This window comes from Pseudomonas sp. W5-36 (assembly GCF_046540455.1).
GTDB classification, from domain to species: Bacteria; Pseudomonadota; Gammaproteobacteria; order Pseudomonadales; family Pseudomonadaceae; genus Aquipseudomonas; species Aquipseudomonas graminis_B.
The window spans coordinates 205,175-220,587 of sequence record NZ_JAXCIQ010000006.1 but is presented as its reverse complement, the minus strand read 5'-3'; the positions used below and the strand labels follow the sequence as shown (position 1 = coordinate 220,587).

The 15,413-nt window shown below is 55.3% G+C and carries 22 protein-coding genes and 1 tRNA gene; 15 read left to right on the top strand and 8 right to left on the bottom strand.

The features are described from left to right. Positions 1-97: 97 nt before the first annotated feature. Positions 98-2,104, top strand: a complete 2,007-nt coding sequence (locus SLW74_RS13670; RefSeq protein ID WP_410929204.1) for an ATP-binding protein — start codon at positions 98-100, stop codon at positions 2,102-2,104. A gap of 158 nt (positions 2,105-2,262) precedes the next feature. Here the strand turns inward: SLW74_RS13670 and SLW74_RS13665 are convergent, their stop codons facing one another. Then, positions 2,263-2,580, bottom strand: coding sequence for a DUF1654 domain-containing protein (locus tag SLW74_RS13665; RefSeq protein ID WP_410929203.1), 318 nt, complete (start codon positions 2,578-2,580; stop codon positions 2,263-2,265). Positions 2,581-3,331: 751 nt separating this feature from the next. On the opposite strand from SLW74_RS13665, the gene SLW74_RS13660 reads away from it, so the two are divergent. The 6 genes from SLW74_RS13660 (at position 3,332) to SLW74_RS13635 (ending at position 5,811) form a co-directional block, all read left to right on the top strand. Continuing rightward, entirely contained in the window at positions 3,332-3,904 is a 573-nt protein-coding gene (locus SLW74_RS13660) for a hypothetical protein (RefSeq protein ID WP_410929202.1), read from the top strand. A 5-nt stretch (positions 3,905-3,909) separates the two neighbouring features. Further along, the gene (locus SLW74_RS13655; RefSeq protein ID WP_410929201.1) at positions 3,910-4,098 is read left to right on the top strand and encodes a hypothetical protein; all 189 of its coding nucleotides are present in this window, start codon (positions 3,910-3,912) and stop codon (positions 4,096-4,098) included. A 480-nt stretch (positions 4,099-4,578) separates the two neighbouring features. After that, positions 4,579-4,866, top strand: a complete 288-nt coding sequence (locus SLW74_RS13650; RefSeq protein ID WP_410929200.1) for a hypothetical protein — start codon at positions 4,579-4,581, stop codon at positions 4,864-4,866. Continuing rightward, entirely contained in the window at positions 4,863-5,177 is a 315-nt protein-coding gene (locus SLW74_RS13645; protein WP_410929199.1) for a hypothetical protein, read from the top strand. The genes SLW74_RS13650 and SLW74_RS13645 overlap by 4 nt, the downstream gene beginning before the upstream one ends. Positions 5,178-5,261: 84 nt before the next feature. Next, complete coding sequence (locus tag SLW74_RS13640) at positions 5,262-5,591, top strand: hypothetical protein (protein WP_410929198.1); 330 nt, start codon at positions 5,262-5,264, stop codon at positions 5,589-5,591. Continuing rightward, positions 5,575-5,811: a LexA family protein gene (locus SLW74_RS13635; protein ID WP_410929197.1), complete on the top strand. Its 237-nt coding sequence runs from the start codon at positions 5,575-5,577 to the stop codon at positions 5,809-5,811. The genes SLW74_RS13640 and SLW74_RS13635 overlap by 17 nt, the downstream gene beginning before the upstream one ends. 343 nt (positions 5,812-6,154) lie before the next feature. Here the strand turns inward: SLW74_RS13635 and SLW74_RS13630 are convergent, their stop codons facing one another. Further along, positions 6,155-7,000: an FRG domain-containing protein gene (locus SLW74_RS13630; RefSeq protein ID WP_410929196.1), complete on the bottom strand. Its 846-nt coding sequence runs from the start codon at positions 6,998-7,000 to the stop codon at positions 6,155-6,157. Positions 7,001-7,135: 135 nt separating this feature from the next. On the opposite strand from SLW74_RS13630, the gene SLW74_RS13625 reads away from it, so the two are divergent. Continuing rightward, positions 7,136-7,885, top strand: coding sequence for a hypothetical protein (locus SLW74_RS13625; RefSeq protein WP_410929195.1), 750 nt, complete (start codon positions 7,136-7,138; stop codon positions 7,883-7,885). Positions 7,886-7,889: 4 nt separating this feature from the next. On the opposite strand, the gene SLW74_RS13620 is transcribed toward SLW74_RS13625, so the two are convergent. Then, complete coding sequence (locus tag SLW74_RS13620) at positions 7,890-8,087, bottom strand: hypothetical protein (protein WP_410929194.1); 198 nt, start codon at positions 8,085-8,087, stop codon at positions 7,890-7,892. Positions 8,088-8,221: 134 nt separating this feature from the next. Here SLW74_RS13620 and SLW74_RS13615 point away from each other — a divergent pair, with 134 nt between their 5' ends. Beyond that, entirely contained in the window at positions 8,222-8,479 is a 258-nt protein-coding gene (locus SLW74_RS13615; RefSeq protein ID WP_410929193.1) for a DUF2303 family protein, read from the top strand. A 101-nt stretch (positions 8,480-8,580) separates the two neighbouring features. Here the strand turns inward: SLW74_RS13615 and SLW74_RS13610 are convergent, their stop codons facing one another. Next, positions 8,581-9,162, bottom strand: coding sequence for a hypothetical protein (locus tag SLW74_RS13610; protein WP_410929192.1), 582 nt, complete (start codon positions 9,160-9,162; stop codon positions 8,581-8,583). Between the two features lie 85 nt (positions 9,163-9,247). Continuing rightward, positions 9,248-9,451, bottom strand: coding sequence for a hypothetical protein (locus SLW74_RS13605; protein WP_410929191.1), 204 nt, complete (start codon positions 9,449-9,451; stop codon positions 9,248-9,250). A gap of 329 nt (positions 9,452-9,780) precedes the next feature. Between SLW74_RS13605 and SLW74_RS13600 the strand changes: the two genes are divergently transcribed. The 6 genes from SLW74_RS13600 to SLW74_RS13575 all read left to right on the top strand — a co-directional run bounded on the left by SLW74_RS13600 (position 9,781) and on the right by SLW74_RS13575 (position 14,498). Continuing rightward, positions 9,781-11,100: a DNA-methyltransferase gene (locus SLW74_RS13600; RefSeq protein WP_410929190.1), complete on the top strand. Its 1,320-nt coding sequence runs from the start codon at positions 9,781-9,783 to the stop codon at positions 11,098-11,100. Positions 11,101-11,145: 45 nt separating this feature from the next. Beyond that, positions 11,146-11,934 (top strand): DUF4406 domain-containing protein, encoded by a 789-nt coding sequence (locus SLW74_RS13595; protein ID WP_410929189.1) that lies wholly within the window; start codon positions 11,146-11,148, stop codon positions 11,932-11,934. A gap of 65 nt (positions 11,935-11,999) precedes the next feature. Then, complete coding sequence (locus SLW74_RS13590) at positions 12,000-12,326, top strand: hypothetical protein (RefSeq protein ID WP_410929188.1); 327 nt, start codon at positions 12,000-12,002, stop codon at positions 12,324-12,326. 316 nt (positions 12,327-12,642) lie between these two features. Then, positions 12,643-13,149 carry a hypothetical protein gene (locus SLW74_RS13585; RefSeq protein WP_410929187.1) on the top strand — a complete coding sequence of 169 codons (507 nt, stop codon included), beginning with the start codon at positions 12,643-12,645 and terminating at the stop codon, positions 13,147-13,149. Positions 13,150-13,173: 24 nt separating this feature from the next. After that, positions 13,174-13,386 carry a hypothetical protein gene (locus SLW74_RS13580; RefSeq protein ID WP_282372619.1) on the top strand — a complete coding sequence of 71 codons (213 nt, stop codon included), beginning with the start codon at positions 13,174-13,176 and terminating at the stop codon, positions 13,384-13,386. Next, positions 13,386-14,498, top strand: a complete 1,113-nt coding sequence (locus SLW74_RS13575) for a tyrosine-type recombinase/integrase (RefSeq protein ID WP_410929252.1) — start codon at positions 13,386-13,388, stop codon at positions 14,496-14,498. The genes SLW74_RS13580 and SLW74_RS13575 overlap by 1 nt, the downstream gene beginning before the upstream one ends. A gap of 88 nt (positions 14,499-14,586) precedes the next feature. On the opposite strand, the gene SLW74_RS13570 is transcribed toward SLW74_RS13575, so the two are convergent. From SLW74_RS13570 to ihfA, 3 genes are all read right to left on the bottom strand, one after another. Beyond that, positions 14,587-14,663, bottom strand: a tRNA-Pro gene (locus SLW74_RS13570). Between the two features lie 111 nt (positions 14,664-14,774). Then, positions 14,775-15,128, bottom strand: coding sequence for a MerR family transcriptional regulator (locus SLW74_RS13565; protein WP_410929186.1), 354 nt, complete (start codon positions 15,126-15,128; stop codon positions 14,775-14,777). Further along, a complete protein-coding gene (ihfA, locus tag SLW74_RS13560) occupies positions 15,109-15,411 on the bottom strand; it encodes an integration host factor subunit alpha (protein WP_002553164.1) in 303 nt (100 codons plus the stop codon). Before ihfA ends, SLW74_RS13565 begins: the two co-directional genes overlap by 20 nt. Between the last annotated feature and the right edge of the window lie 2 nt (positions 15,412-15,413).

The following is a 15,413-nucleotide window of genomic DNA, read 5'->3' as shown; positions in this document are numbered from 1 at the left end:
GGGACGAGCGACCACCCGATTTGGGGGCCGCCGGAGCAACGGCAGCTTAAAGTTTCGAGTAATCACCTCATAGCTTAATACAAACTTCACTGAGTAGATGATAATGGATGGATTCACACGGTTTGTTCCACGCGAATTCTCCGGCACAACCAAAATCACGGACAAAGGAATACGAAATCATTTTAGTAAGACTGTGTCACCTTGGAGACCCTTGGTTGAACTCGTCTGGAATGGTTTCGATGCAAAAGCAAGAAATGTAACCGCCAGTATCATTTCCAATAAACTTGGCGGTGTCGAATCCATTACTGTCCTAGATGATGGGGACGGAATTGATGTAGACGGAAGCGAATGCAGCTTCTTTAATTTTCGTGACTCGAAAAAGAAACGCTCTCACGATGTTCATGGTGAAAAAGGTATCGGAAGACTATATTTCCACAAAATATGCAACAAAGCTGTTTGGTACACGAAGTCGTTCGAAACAGATGCCAAACTGACCGTCCATAGCGATGCGCTGGACAAAGTTGAAGCCACTACTATTCCGCCAAGCAGTCAACATGCATTGCTTTCAGGTTTGGACTCGGGCACTTGCGTAGAACTAACTAGATTTTCAGAGCCTTACCCCAGCCATGAAACAGTGGCTAAATATCTATCTCTTGAGTTCGGATGGTACCTGGCTATTAATCCAAGCAAGACTATAACTCTCAATGGGGAATTAATTATTCCTCCAGAGCATAATTCAGAAACTGCTTCGCTAGAAATTGATGATAGCCAGTTCCAAGTTAAGTTAATAAATTGGGCTGAAAAACCGACATCCGGAAAATCCTACATCTATTACACCTCGTCTAAAGATAAGGTTGTTAGCTATGCGCTAAGCAGCCTCAACCAGAAGCCCGGTTACCATACAACCCTAGCGGCCTCCTCTGCTTGGTTTGACGCGTCGGAAGCTGAAGACGACAGATTGCATCTATCGTTTGACACATTGACGCAGACCAAAACGTGGAAATCCCTGCAAAAGCAAATTAGTGATTTCGGCCAGGAGCACTACAAGCGTTTTCTTGTCAGCAAGGCAGAAGAGCAGCTCAAAAAGTTCGAAGCGGACGGGGAGCTCCCCACTTATGATGGAGCTGGTAAAGCATATGCAGAATGGAGGCTTGGGCACCTCAGAAACATACTCCGTATCATCCTAATTTCCGACCCAAAAGTATTCAAAGATAGTAATAAAAAACAAAGAAAACTTGTGATTAGGTTATTGGACAGACTGGCTATATCCAATGAAAATGACGCTATACTCGAAGTTCTCGAAAGCGTACTAGATTTGGATGACTCTTCTATGCAGGTTTTTTCCGATCAGATTAAAACAGCAAAACTAAACAATATCATTAGCACTATCGAAAAGCTTCAGCGTCGTGAAGAAGCCATTTCAAGAATTTCGGAAATTATGCTACATCATTACAAGAGCGTTCTCGAAACACCGGACCTTCAAGGCGTGATCGAAGCAAACACTTGGCTGTTCGGGAGCCAGTACGAAACCATTGGGGCGGAAGAAACAACCTTCACCAAGATTGCACAAAATCTGCGAGACAAGGTAAAGGGAATCAATGAGGTTCTGGAAGAAGATCTGGAAGATGGGAGCACCATAGCTGGTGCGAACAAACAAACAGATCTGTTCTTAGTTCGTCGCAGCATGCAGCACGACTCGGTCAATAATCACCCTTATTTCAAGTGTGTAATCATTGAAATCAAACGCCCAAGCATTGCTCTTAACAAAAACCATCTCCGTCAAATTGATGATTATGCTGGAATACTGGCGAAGCACCCAAGTTATCAGGGAATACAAACTAGATACGAGATCATCCTGCTAGGCCGTAAGATTTCGGCTGTGGATTACGACATTGGTGAAAGACTTGAGCAGCTAGCAGATAGGAATGACCCTGGACTAGCCGGAGCCGGCTTGATCAAAAAGTATGTGAAAACTTGGCAGTCCATTGTCGAAGAGTTTCGCCTATCAAATCATTACTTACTTAATACACTGCAAAGCCAGCGGGATGGCTTAGAAGAAACGCAGGAAGAGTTGCTGACGAATCTGCAAGCTGGGTCCAACTGATTCAACTATCCGGACAGCTTGGACCCTACCCTGTCTCCATCCTTGCCGCTACCCTTCGCGAGTATCCGATAAATCTCGCCGACCTAGTGAGCCGCGTTCGTCCAGCCCCTTCTGCTTGACAACGTAGCCCGCCACCTGAGCGGGCTTTTTTGTGCGCGTCAGAAAGGAGCCGGCTCTTCTGGCTCGAATGGATCTGCGGCCTGGGCTGGCCTCTCGTCATCCGCCGATGGCTCCCACCTTAACGTGATCGATGCATCTTCGTGATTGTGGGCCAGCTCAATCCCATCTGCTTCTGAGAGCGCGCTCACAATCTCGCTCCACTCCCTCTCCCCGTCCGTATCAAGCCGATGAATCCTGACCTCCCGCCGCTCTTGGGCGATCGGGTGGTTGATCATCGACGATACCCGTAGCGAAAGCCGCTCCATCGCGCTCATCGGTTTCGGTGCTGCTTCATTCTTACTGCCCTTCTGCGTCATAAGTGCCTCCTTAGGAAAGCTGTATATCCATACAGTTAGGGATGCGGAGGATAACGAACCATGAGCTCGTCGTAAATCCTAAATCCGCTGGTGGCTCACAGTCCCCAAAAAGGTCGCATTGATAATCTGTACTTTTGGTACTTGACGCAATATGAACCTGTAGTTCATATTTGACCCATCGCAGCGACTCACCGCTCCGAGCTGCCCGCAGGCGCAGCCGCTCTTTAAAAACCAGCCGCAACAAATAAACAGACCGCATTGCCTCTACCGGCGACCGGCGATCAGACAGGCGAACGAGGAAAGCCTGCCAACGACAGGGAAAACCTTGGACGGCTGATCGATGACGAAACGTCAGAACCGCGCGAATGACCCAGGCAAGCAATGCAAACCGCCAATCCCAGCGGCAGAAGGGAGAGACACCGAATTGAATTAGCGCTCCGAGCTTCGGCTGTGAGGAGTGCCGGACCTCATGTGATGTGCCAATAACCAACCGGGCACAGGGCTGCACGTCGCATGTTGTAAGTACCCAATGACCACGCCAGCAACGCTGATCGAGCTGATGTGAACAGGGAAGCCCGCCGCCAACCCACGATGCCGAAACCTGCAATCAGCCAGCGGGGATTAGGTACTAGAAGCAACAACACCGCTGACGCTGTCCCCCGGCCTGTCGCCAGTAGCGAGGCCGGGATTTCACCGATTGGCCTTGGTAACAGGGCCAGACGGGAAATCAACCGCCCTGGAGGGCACCAGCATGAACATCAGCGGTTTGGATAAGGCAGAGGTCTTGGCGGCACTCTTCAATGCGTCACGCCAGCAAGGGATGGGCTTTTTGAATAGTCGCGGCGATCGCGATATGTCGAAAGAGCGGGCAGCGGAGATACTCAAAATTACCGAGGACTTCGACTATCTGGATGGCCGAGTGATGAAGATCAGCCTGAATCACGACGAAGTCGAAACCCGCCTTTACGACCGCGACAACGGGCAAGGCTCTGCCGAACGCGCCATCGCTCATCTGATTGCGGCGCGGGACAAAACTGCTGCTGGAGTAGCGATGCTCACGCCGGGGCCGGGAACAGCCACTTCACGGTCTCGCTCGGCGGCGAGATCCACTACTGACAACAGCTTGGATCTGACCAACCCGCTGAACCCGCTGAGCCCATTCAGCCCGCTTAACACTTCGTTCGATCACGCGCCGCAATCATCGTCGGACTCCTGCTCGAGCAATAGCCACACCAGTAGCGATTACGGTTCGAGCAGTTCATCAAGCGATAGCTCTTGCAGCTACTCAAGCGACAGTGGCTCGTCCAGCAGCAGCTACGACTGAAACGCATGTGGACCTCGGATGCCGCCAAACACATCACGCTCGAGCTGGAACATTTCGCAGGCTCGATGAAGTTCGACGGCGACCTTGCCGAGGGTTTGTTTCTCGCAGCACGGCACCTGACCGGGCAGGAAAGGCTGGAGCTGATCCAGCGCCTGCAAGACAGTCACGCCGAAGTGAAACCAGTCGGCAGTTAGACAACCAGCGCCAGCGTCAGCCTGACGAAAACTGCCCGATGCCCTGGTACTCCCCAGCACCAGGCCGCATCGGGGTGCGATCTTGCCGGAACGTGCATACCGGTTACCTGCCAGCCCAGCACGGGGCATTGAATCCGGCAGTTTGAGGGCTCGCCCTCGAAGATCGTAACCCGATGCGGACGAGTCCACACCGCGAACGCGGCCCCCTGCTCCGACTGCATCGGACACTCCGGCAGTCGAAACCCATTCGAGGATGACCGCCATGAAATAACAGATTACTACCGGCCTACCGCATCAGGCGGCGCCGGCAAACAAGGCTCACGTAGGGAGGCCTCGTGAACCAGCGAAACGAAAAGCCCCACATCAATGGGGCTTTTTTTCACCCAGCGTTTACCCGCCAGCACTCTCCCCTGCGCCCAATCGGCCTATGTCAGGCGGCCAGAGTGCTGACGAATAAACGCACCGAACTGAGGAAAGGACATGCACCCACAAATTCAACAGCGCGTGGATGGCCTGAACGCCATGCGCGCTCGCACTCATCTCGCCACAGCGGAGTTCTACGCCATGATCGGTAAGAAGCCGCCTGCTCAAAAGATTCGCTACCAGGCAGTAGCAAAGAGCGCCAATGCCTGGCACGTCGTCGAGATCAACACCGGTAAGGTCGTCGGCTTCCGCTTCAGCTACAAGGAAGCATCCAATTACGCCCAGCTGCTGGAGGCTCGCGCCGACAGCGTGGTCGTAACGCTGTCGCAGCCGGTGCTGCAATGATCGGCGAAAGCGTGCCGGACCAGCACAAGCAGGCCATCGCACAGCTCGCCGCCCAGATCGACCACTTTCTCGCCACCGGCCAGCGCATTCAGCACATCGAGCAAGGCGTCAGCGCCAACGCGCCGCTGCTGGGCACCACGAATCACCTTGAAACGCTCAAGGCCAAACGCGCCAAGCGTGCACCGCGGATTCGAGCACTGGCCGAGGCCGGACTGAATGCGCGCCAGATCGGCATGAAGATCGGTGTCGATACCCGCACTGTCGCCCTAACCGCCCGCGAGCACGACATCACATTCACCGCGGCCACCTGATGCGGCGTCTATTCAAGTGCGCCAATCAGCGTCGGCGCCAGACCTGGCTAAACCTGCCAGCGCTACAGATCGGAGATCCACACGATGGAAAAGACAGCAGCGGCGAAACACTCGGCGGACTACCGCCGGCGCCAGAAAGAGGAAAAGGAAAAGCTGGGGATCGAAACGCTAGAGGTCGATGCCCCAGTGGGCACCAGGTCGGGCATGACACTTGCAATGAAGGACCACGGTTACAAGCAGGTGCAGGAGCTGTGGCAGGACCTAGCGCTGTCGTTTCTTGCAGCACCGCGTGAAGAGCAAGCCCGCCGGTTGCGCAAACCTAGCGCGTCAGCTTTTGCGGTGACTCCCAGACTGGCGCGTCAATTGAAAGCGGCCGGCATGGCCCAGGTGGACCCCGATGCAGACAAAGAGTGAACTCACCCAGGTGCAGGCCGAGACATTGGCGTTCATCACTGCGCATATCGCCAAGCACGGCTACTCGCCAACGTTCGCAGAAATCGCCGAGGCTCAGCAGGTAAACGTCAATGCTATCGGGGACCGCATCGCGCAGATGGTTGAGAAAGGCGCAGTTACCAAAGCTGACCGCGTTGCGCGCAGTATTCGGCCTGTTACGCTTACGCAACATCGCACCTGATTGTTACGCAAGCGTTACCTCAGCTAAGGCGTCGTCTTTGTGTACGTGAAGTGCTGAATATTCTGGCTCAAAAATTCGGCTATCTCCTGGGCTTTGGCAAAGCTTGTCCCTGACGACAAATCGAACGCGTAGAGGTCCATTGGCATTTCCGAATCACTGCTCAAATAGCCGATCTCAATCCAAGGTGTGTGTTCAGCATCATTGTGCTGATGAACTCTGAATAGCGGTTTAGCACGCAACGTCATATTCGCCCCCAAGACCAACCTCATGCCCGTGATCATCTATAGCCCACTCCCGCATCATTCAGCAATATCCGATCGTCAAAGCGGGCGCCCAGATGGTATTAAACGAATTTAGAGTGAAACCCGCCGAAATGGGAAAAAGTGATATCTTGACATAATCCAGAAAGATCGCCGTAAATACTTTTCGCGCCTATGTCCATCGAAATCAGACTGATGTAGACCGATGCTATACACTCCCGCGGGATAATTATCTGTACGGCAAGCTCAGCAGGGAACACAGACCAAGGCTTATTACCTATGGAGAAATGCCCACTCTGCGACCTAAGTCTTGAATTCAAATAGTCAGGTATGTAAAAACATACTTCTTCATTCCGCCCAGCGGACACGTCAGCGAACACGTCTTGAGGCAAATCTTCCCCCTGTGCGAAAAATATTTCAGTCTGGGCTGCCTTTTGCGCTGTAACCATATATACAGCCGCATCTTCTTTGGGTATCCCATAGTTCCCTTGTTTATCCCTGGGATTTCTGAAGATATTCAAACGATTTTGCAGGTCTACCGGCACTTCGCTAGGGTGGTGTCGAGCGTAAACTACCCCGCTCAGCGCAAAATAAAGAGCCACCAACGGCGACAACGTCCAGTCTAACAAACGGGTAGGCATTCCATAATGCTGCGCAAGCGACAGAACATCCCAATTATTCTGCGAAGTGAGATTGGCATAAGCGTGCCGCTCAGAATTAAATATCGTAAACGCACTACGTGCAGTATTAGCCAAATGCTCTGCCCCCAAAGCTTTATAAGCCCTAGCATAGCCAGACGCAAGTTCCCAGCTGGAACTTGCGTGGCCTCTGTATCTAGCTCCAAATATGTTTTCTTCGTTGAGCCTGCTGATCGTCTCAACATATTCAGTCAAGGTTTCAACTATTACGACTTGATCATAGCCCGACACGCGACCACCTTTTTATACAGTTCTAATGTTGAGACAGATCCGCGACGCTAGACGTGTCCTATGAGTTACGTATAGCCCACCACCAACCTATTCGCCACTGAACTTTCGGAGGGCGGCGCACACATGGAGATCACCATGGACGACAAATACGAAACTCAACGCCGCGCCGCGATCGCGAAGCGCAAGAAAACCGAGCAGGACTACCGGGGCCGCGCCGCAGAAAACATGGTCGATCACGAATACACCTCCATCGTCGATCAAAGAGACGCAGTGATCTGGCGCTGCAAAGCTGCAAAAAGCACGTTCTACGCTTTCGACATCCTTATGACCCGCTTCGGCATTGCCGTAGTCGGTGACATCGACAACCTGACCTTCAGCGTGGGCCTGAGCTACGGCATTGAGTTTTTGGCTGGTGACGACGTGAGTTACTACCTGCACACGAAGCTCAGTGAGGTGTGCAAGAAGCGCAGTTTCAGCGAGGACCTATTCCGCGAAGTGTTGATGCGCAACATCGCCCAGGCTCTACATGAAGAGTGCGAGGAAGAGATGTTCGAATCACTTCCTGAGTGGCTACAGGATTCTGATCGGGTTGACGCCATCCACTGGCATGAATTTCGGCAGCTTGTCTTGGCCAAGCGGCGAGTTATGAGCCACACCGATGACCGCTGGATGCACTGGGATGACGCGCTCGATGCGGCGCATGAAATAACCTCTACTGATGAAGCCATGATGTTCATGCGCGATAACAGCGAGGCGCTTTGCCTGGGTGATGAGTGGTACGAAACCAGAGTAGATGAGCCATCACAAGGGCTGATGCAGTGCCTGTACATGATCAACCACGCCGCCAAGGCGATCATGGCGCAGAAGGGACAGGCTGCAGCCTGATCAATCAGACCAGCAGCGCGTCAACCGCAAGCTCGATCTCCTTGATGGCAGTCGGCACATGCTGCGAATCATAAGACTTGTACTGCAGCAGCTCATCAGCTACCGCCTCTGTAAGACCATCTAAGTTCAACCCCTTCTTCTGCGCAACGCTTAGCACTGCCTTGAGCGCAAGATGCAAACCCTTTTCTCTATCTTCGTACATGCCGTATCCCTTCCTGTGGAGCGGTAAGCGTAGACCAAGTTCGCTAAGGCAATCGCGGTGGTCCGCTCGATCATCGTCAAGGCCACCAGCGAGTCGGAAACAACCTCGTTGATACCTGCGGCAGCCGCAGTGCGATGGACCAGATCGGGGCGCGTAGCAAAAAAACACTGCCGGCGGCGCTGCAATTCCACGTCGTGCCGTTCGAAGGTCTGACCGAGAAGCTCATCACACTGCGTATCTCGGTCATTACCGGCGGGCCGGCGCCGGAGCTGAAGCGGCGGTGGATCGGCGAGGAGGTGCGGCGCGAGAACATTGGTCGGGAGTTCAAAGCGGTGTTGGAAGCGGCTCTTGGCTCTACATTAAAGCTATCGTTGGGAAGCTTCACGGACTAACCCTTGAAATCCGCGCCATGGCGAACTGGTATTGCCAGTAGCGGCGCGGAAAGATGAGCTTTCTTACCCGATTCAGGCAAATCGCTTCTTAGAGAGATATCTTATACATAGGATCTAAGTTTTCGTTCCGACAAAGGCTTCCCTGTAATACGCAGACATAAGGAATCCATAGCGATCTCGCACTCTTCAAGCCGGTCTGTCCCATATGAGTGAAGGCCCTTGATGAACGGTTTGATCTCATCATCTTCCGAGAAATTTATGAAATGGTCACGGACATGCTTAACTTCTGCGAGTTTCTCGTACAGCTCGCTGACGTCTTTGAACAGGTCCTGATCAATTTCTGCTAAGCCCACGTACAGCTTTTCAAATACCGCTGTGTGCACTGGCCATAAAGTGTTGGTCTCCGGAAGTGTAGAGATATGAAACCGAATTTTCTCGCTTCCCGCTGACGACTTGTAGTAAGAAATCTCTGTCAATTTAGGATGTGAAATCAGCGAACACATGTCTTTTAGTGATGAAACGGTCCAGGCGTTTTTGCGCAGCTCCTCTAAAAGGAGGAGCTTGTATGCCGTGATTTTTCGTTGCCGTTCGGCGCGGCGCTTAAAAAACTCAATGACCTCCTTAATCAAAAATAGAGCGAGAGCCGCGATGACAGTCACTGGAAGTATTTTCTCGAAGATCAATTTCTGCCCACCTGTTTACGTCGGCGAGGCGCCGGCGGGATTCGCATAACCTATCGCTCCTCAAATATCCACCACGAAGGCATGATCAGTGAATTGCCGGCAGCGCATCAGCCGCCGCCTCGATCGCCAAAGTGGCTTCAGCCACATCCGCTGGGTTGTAGAGCTGCTCGCCGTACATCGACTGAATCGCCAATTCCGTGAGCTCGTCGATATCGACGCAGCATTCCTGCGCCGCAACCAGCACCGCCTTCAGCGCCATCCGCAAAACCCTTTCGCTGTCTTCGCTCATCACGTGCGCTCCTTGACTGTAGAAATTACTGACTCCAAGGGACCTGAAGTCCTGCTCTCCACTAGCGGTCTATGTGTATCGCCTTAACCGCTGACTCGATTTCACAGACCGCCATCGGTATGTGTACTGAGTCATAAGCCTTGAAACGCAACAGCTCGCTGACTGCCGACCTGGTCAGCTGGTCCAGATCAAGCCCTTGCTTACGAGCCGCGTTTAGGACGGCTTTCAGCGCCAGTCCTATCGCAAACCTCCTATCTTCGCTCATGACCGTATTCCTTCCTGTGGAGCGGTAAGCGTAGGCCATATTTCCCATCGCATGGAATCGAACCATGACATACGAACTACACCTGGGCGATTGCCTCGAGGTGCTGCGCGGCATGCCTGCCGACTCCATCGACAGCATCGTGACAGACCCACCGTACGGCCTGCGCTTCATGGGTAAAAAGTGGGACTACGACGTGCCCAGCGTGGAGATCTGGAGCGAGTGCCTGCGAGTGCTCAAGCCTGGCGGGCACCTGCTGGCGTTCGCATCCGCTCGGACCTACCACCACATGGCGGTTGGGATTGAGACAGCCGGGTTTGAGATCCGCGACCAGATTATGTGGGTTTTCGGCAGCGGCTTCCCGAAATCGCTCGATGTGAGCAAAGCAATCGACAAGGCGGCCGGCGCCGAACGCGAGATCGTGGGTCGTAAGACCGGCCGAGCCGCCACGCCTGTTACAGATTTTCGTGGGGGCAATCTGATTGGAGCCAAAGGGCGCCTCGACACATCAGCGATCACGGCGCCGGCCACCGACGATGCCGCACATTGGGAGGGCTGGGGCACAGCGCTGAAACCAGCGCACGAGCCAATCTGCGTTGCGCGCAAGCCTTTGGATAAAGGGCTTACGGTCGCCGCGAACGTGCTCAAGTGGGGCACTGGGGCGATCAACATCGGCGGTTGTCGCATCGGCCTGGCCGACACAGCCTACGCCCGAAACTGCTCCGGCGATCGCGGGAGCGCTGGCACTCGATCGATCGAGGGGCAAGGTGTAACGACTTTGCGCGCTGGCGGCGGTTCCGCTGCCTCGGGCCGCTGGCCCGCGAACCTGATTCATGATGGCAGCCCTTCTGTGGTGGCCATGTTCCCTGCTGAGGCTGGTGCATCTGCTCCAGTGAAGGGCACCGAACCCACGGCGAATGGTTTCAGTGGTGCCGTGGCCTACAGCGGAATGATGGGTCGCGTGCAAGGCGCCTTCCACAGCGACAGCGGCAGCGCTGCCCGGTTCTTCTACTGCGCCAAGACCAGCCGCTCCGACCGGCACGAGGGCTTGGATAACCCAGGGCCGCAGTTCAAGCAGGGCAACACCCTGCGCAAGGTCGAGAATACAGACACCAAGGGCAACAATCATCCGACCGTCAAACCCACCGAGTTGATGGCCTATTTGCTGCGCTTGGTCACGCCAGTCGATGGCGTGGCGCTTGATCCGTTCATGGGCAGCGGCAGCACCGGCAAAGCGGCGATGCGCGAAGGCTTCCGGTTCATCGGCTGCGAACTTGACCCTGCATACCTCGCCATCGCAGAAAGCCGCCTCAAGCACGAACTGACCAGGCTCGCGCAGATGGCGAAACAGCCGGTCGACACCCAACTCGACATGTTCAGCGCCTAACCCCCCGTTCCCAACTTTGAATCACGCCACTGGCGAGGATCCCTTATGTCCGCAAATCAGAAGAACCAGTCACCCAGTTTGCACGCAACGCCCCAGCCGGTGGGGTACGTGAACCGCGAAGACGCCCGAAACCTTGAAGCGGGAACGGCCGACTGCATGCTGGTGATGCGCGAGCACACCGGACGGTTCGAGCGCCCCGTGTACTCCCGGCCAGAGGCAGCGAATGTTGGCGACATCGGCTTCGGGGCTGTAGTACCAACCGCCTCGGAGCGCGCTGGGCGGATCTACGTCGCTGGGCCCATGAGCGGAATCACTGACTTCAACTTCCCGGTTTTCAATGCAGCGGCTGCGATGCTGCGTTGCTTGGGCTGGACGGTTGAAAACCCCGCTGAACATGCCCTGGCTGACAACTTGGAATGGGCCGATTACATGGCCTATGACCTGACGCGTCTTGGACTGTGTGGCGCGATCTACCTGCTCCCGGGCTGGAGCAATTCAAAAGGCGCGAAGATCGAGAAGGGCATTGCGGTGACGCTGGGCATGGACATCCAGTTTGATCCGAACGCCGAGCAGGTCGACGAAAGCGTCCCGCCGGCCCTCCCGGAACTGAACAGCGATCTGCGTGAAATCCTCGGGCGTCCGAACTTCACCTGCCACTTCATCGCCAAGGCGCTGCGGCTGATGGGCTTCGACATCCCTCAGAAATCTGAGGATGAACAGGCCGTAACCATTTACTGGATGCTTGGGCACTACCTTCGAGATCCGGTTAACTGGCGAGACGCCGCTTCCGCCGAACTGAAAGCCAGCATGCCAGAACCACCCGCTGAGCAATAACCCCGCCGCTCGCTCTGCCCCACCCAATCCCTATTGCCTGCTGCGTATGCGGCGAGGACGAAGTCATGCCTGAAGATAAGCAGCAAGTCATTCAATTGCCGGTCGACCGCGGCCAGCACGGCCAATGGACACACCCAGCCTGGCCGGATGACGGCGAAGAAAGTCAGCTCCCCTACACCTGGTTCGCCGAGCATGGTCTTGAGTTCGGCCTCGTTGAAATGGAGAACGATGGTCCGGAAGACTTGGTAGCGGCGTGGTTTGGCGAAGGGGAAACCGATTGCACACCTTGGAACCCTACCAAGCCCGCAGGAGAAGGCTGGTTCATTTTCTCCATTCACGACACTGAAGACGGCCCTATCTGCGTTTGGGTCAGACCACTGGTGACGCCATGACCAGCTCTGGTTCTGGTGGCAGCGCGAAGGAGGCGGCATGAGCAGTCTTGATGCTGGTACCGGCATGCTGCCAGCGCCCCTTCATAATTATGGTCGAGAGTCTGAGGTTTACCGGTGCTCTATTCACAGGGGTGCTGATTGCGGCATGTGCGGCGGTACTGGATTCCGTGCCGTGTGCAACCGGACTGCCTGCCACGAGCATGGTTGCCAGGGTGGCTGCTCCCGCACCGCAGAAGATTTTCGGATTCAGCAACTTCCGTAACCCCTCCCCCACCTATCCACATGCCTGCCGGTGTACGGCCGGCGAGGAATTCCTATGTCTGCAGTTCAACGCTTCCACGAAGCAGCCAACGACGCGCTGGTCAAACTCAGCGAGCACTGCCTTCCTGGCGCCAAGTTGGCGCTTGTCATCTACACCCCGGGCGAGCCGGAGCGCGACATCGTCATTGAGGATCAAGGTCTTGATCGGGACGAGGTGGTCAGCGTAATACGCCGGCGCGGCCTGAGCATCGATGGCGACAACGCCTACAAGCGCGATCTGTGCGACAGCATCGCCGGCGCCATAGCGATCGGATACCAAAACACCAACCACTCAGCCGAAGGTCATTGGGCGAAGCGCTTCTGGGAGATGGGCCGGGCCGAGGGTGAGATGCGCGAAGCGTTGACCGCGGTGCTTAAGCTGACTCGCGAAAACCTCCGCGCCTGCCAGGCAACCATCCATTACGCCGGCGGCTTCGATCCGGCCTACGTGAACGACGCCCAGGAAGCGATGAAGGTGGCTGACGAAGTTCTGGCGAAGTACCCGCCACTTAACCCCGCGTAGACCCGGACGGGGAAGAGGTATCCCATGAAGCGTGAACTGATCAAGATCAGCGAATTTCAGCGGCGGCGTTGGGGCGAAAACGGGACACCGCCCTGCCCCCAGGCAATCCGCAACTACATCCGAGACGGCAAGCTTCCCGGCGAGCAGATCGGCAAACTCTGGTATATCGACTGGGCGGCATTCAACAAAGCCGCCGGCAACGATCTCGTCGCGATGGTATTGAAAGGAGCTGCATGATGGTCCCACGGCCGCGCAACAAGTCGAACAAAGGCTTGCCGCAGAACCTTTACCTGGATGACCGGCGCGGCACATACCGGTACCGGCGCCCGACTGACGGGAAGTGGTTTCAGTTCGGCACCGACCGGGTCAAGGCTGTGGATGCGGCCAAGCAACTGAACTTGGCATTCATGCAGGGCGCTGACCTGGTCGGCGTGGTACTCGGCGAATCAGCCGAGCTTTTCACCGCCTTCCTGGACGACTACGAGAAGAACGTGCTACCGCCGCGGGAGCTGTCCAAGGGCACACTCGGGCTTTATGCCGTGCACTTCCGCAGATTCCGGCGCGAATTCGAGGGCAAGGCTGTCGATCAGATATCGATTCGCATGATCGCTCAGATGCTCGACCTGCTGACGCCGCGCACTGCCAACCAATGTCGCGCCCTGCTGATCGATATATTCAACCACGCGGCGGCCAAGGGGCTGTGCCCCGATAATCCAGCAGCGAGTACCATCAACCGCATCGAGAAGAAAACCCGCAAACGTCATACGGTCGACGGACTCAAGACGATCCGGGAGAAGGCACCCGCCTGGCTGCAAAACGCGATTGATCTTGCGTTGATCACCGCTCAGCGCCGCACCGATATCCTCGCGATGAAGTTCGAAGACGTGAAGGACGGCTATCTCTACGTGGTCCAGCAGAAGACTGCGAAAGCCAGTGACGCGGCGTGGATCAGGTTCAAGGTGACGCCAGAGCTGCAGCGAGTGATCAGCCATTGCCGTGACAACGTGGTCTCCCCGTTCTTGGTGCACCGCAGACCTGATCGCAAGCGGCAGAAGCAGGCTGAGACCAAAGAGCACTGGACCAAGGTAGAGGAACGTTACCTGACGCGCGCATTTAAGGAAGCCAGGGAGGCAGCGGATTGCTACAAGGGATGGAAAGAGGAAGAGATGCCGGGCTTCCACGAAGTCAGGGCGCTTTCGCTGTACCTGTACAAGAAAGCCGGCAAGGATGGGCAGAAGATCGCCGGCCACGCCAGCGAGGGGATGACTAAAAACTACCAGAAGGAGCATGCCGAGGTGATCTGGTCAGAGGCCGTTCCGGACCTCGATATCAGCGACATCGCTGGATAGTTTTGCGCCAGTTTTGCGCGGGTTTTGCGCAAGCCAGAAATGAAAAAGGGAATCGAGCCGCTAAGTGGCTGATTCCCTTTACAAAATATGGTCGGGACGGAGTGATTCGAACACTCGACCCCTAGCACCCCATGCTAGTGCGCTACCGGACTGCGCTACGCCCCGACTAGGCGTTACTCACTGCTGCTTCTGTGTTGCGGGTTCTTGCGAAAGCGTCGAGGAATATACCCTAAGCTTTTGAATGATGGAAGTATTTCGGCTCACCGCGCGAAATTGCTAACGCAGCACGACCAAGACATCCTCCAGCTCGACAATCATCTGTTTGATCAGCTGCTTGTACTGCAGCGAATCATCCTTGACCTCATCGCTGGACATGCGCAGACGCGCGCCGCCAATGGTGAAGCCCTGATCGTAAAGCAGCGCGCGGATCTGGCGGATCATCATCACGTCCTGTCGCTGATAATACCGGCGGTTTCCGCGGCGCTTGACCGGGTTGAGTTGAGGAAACTCCTGCTCCCAATAACGCAGAACGTGCGGTTTGACCGCGCAGAGCTCGCTGACTTCACCAATGGTGAAGTAGCGTTTGCCGGGGATAGGCGGTAGCTCGTCGTTATGACTTGGTTCCAGCATAAGCCTCAACTCGGGCCTTCAGTTTCTGCCCTGGGCGAAAGGTGACCACACGGCGAGCGGTAATCGGGATTTCTTCCCCTGTCTTGGGATTCCGGCCCGGTCGCTGGCGTTTATCGCGCAGATCAAAATTGCCGAATCCGGACAACTTGACCTGCTCGTTATCTTCCAGAGCGTGCCTGATTTCCTCAAAGAACAGCTCGACCAGTTCCTTGGCTTCTCGTTTATTCAGGCCTAGCTCTTCGTACAGACGTTCGGCCATCTCAGCTTTCGTCAGAGCCCCCATAC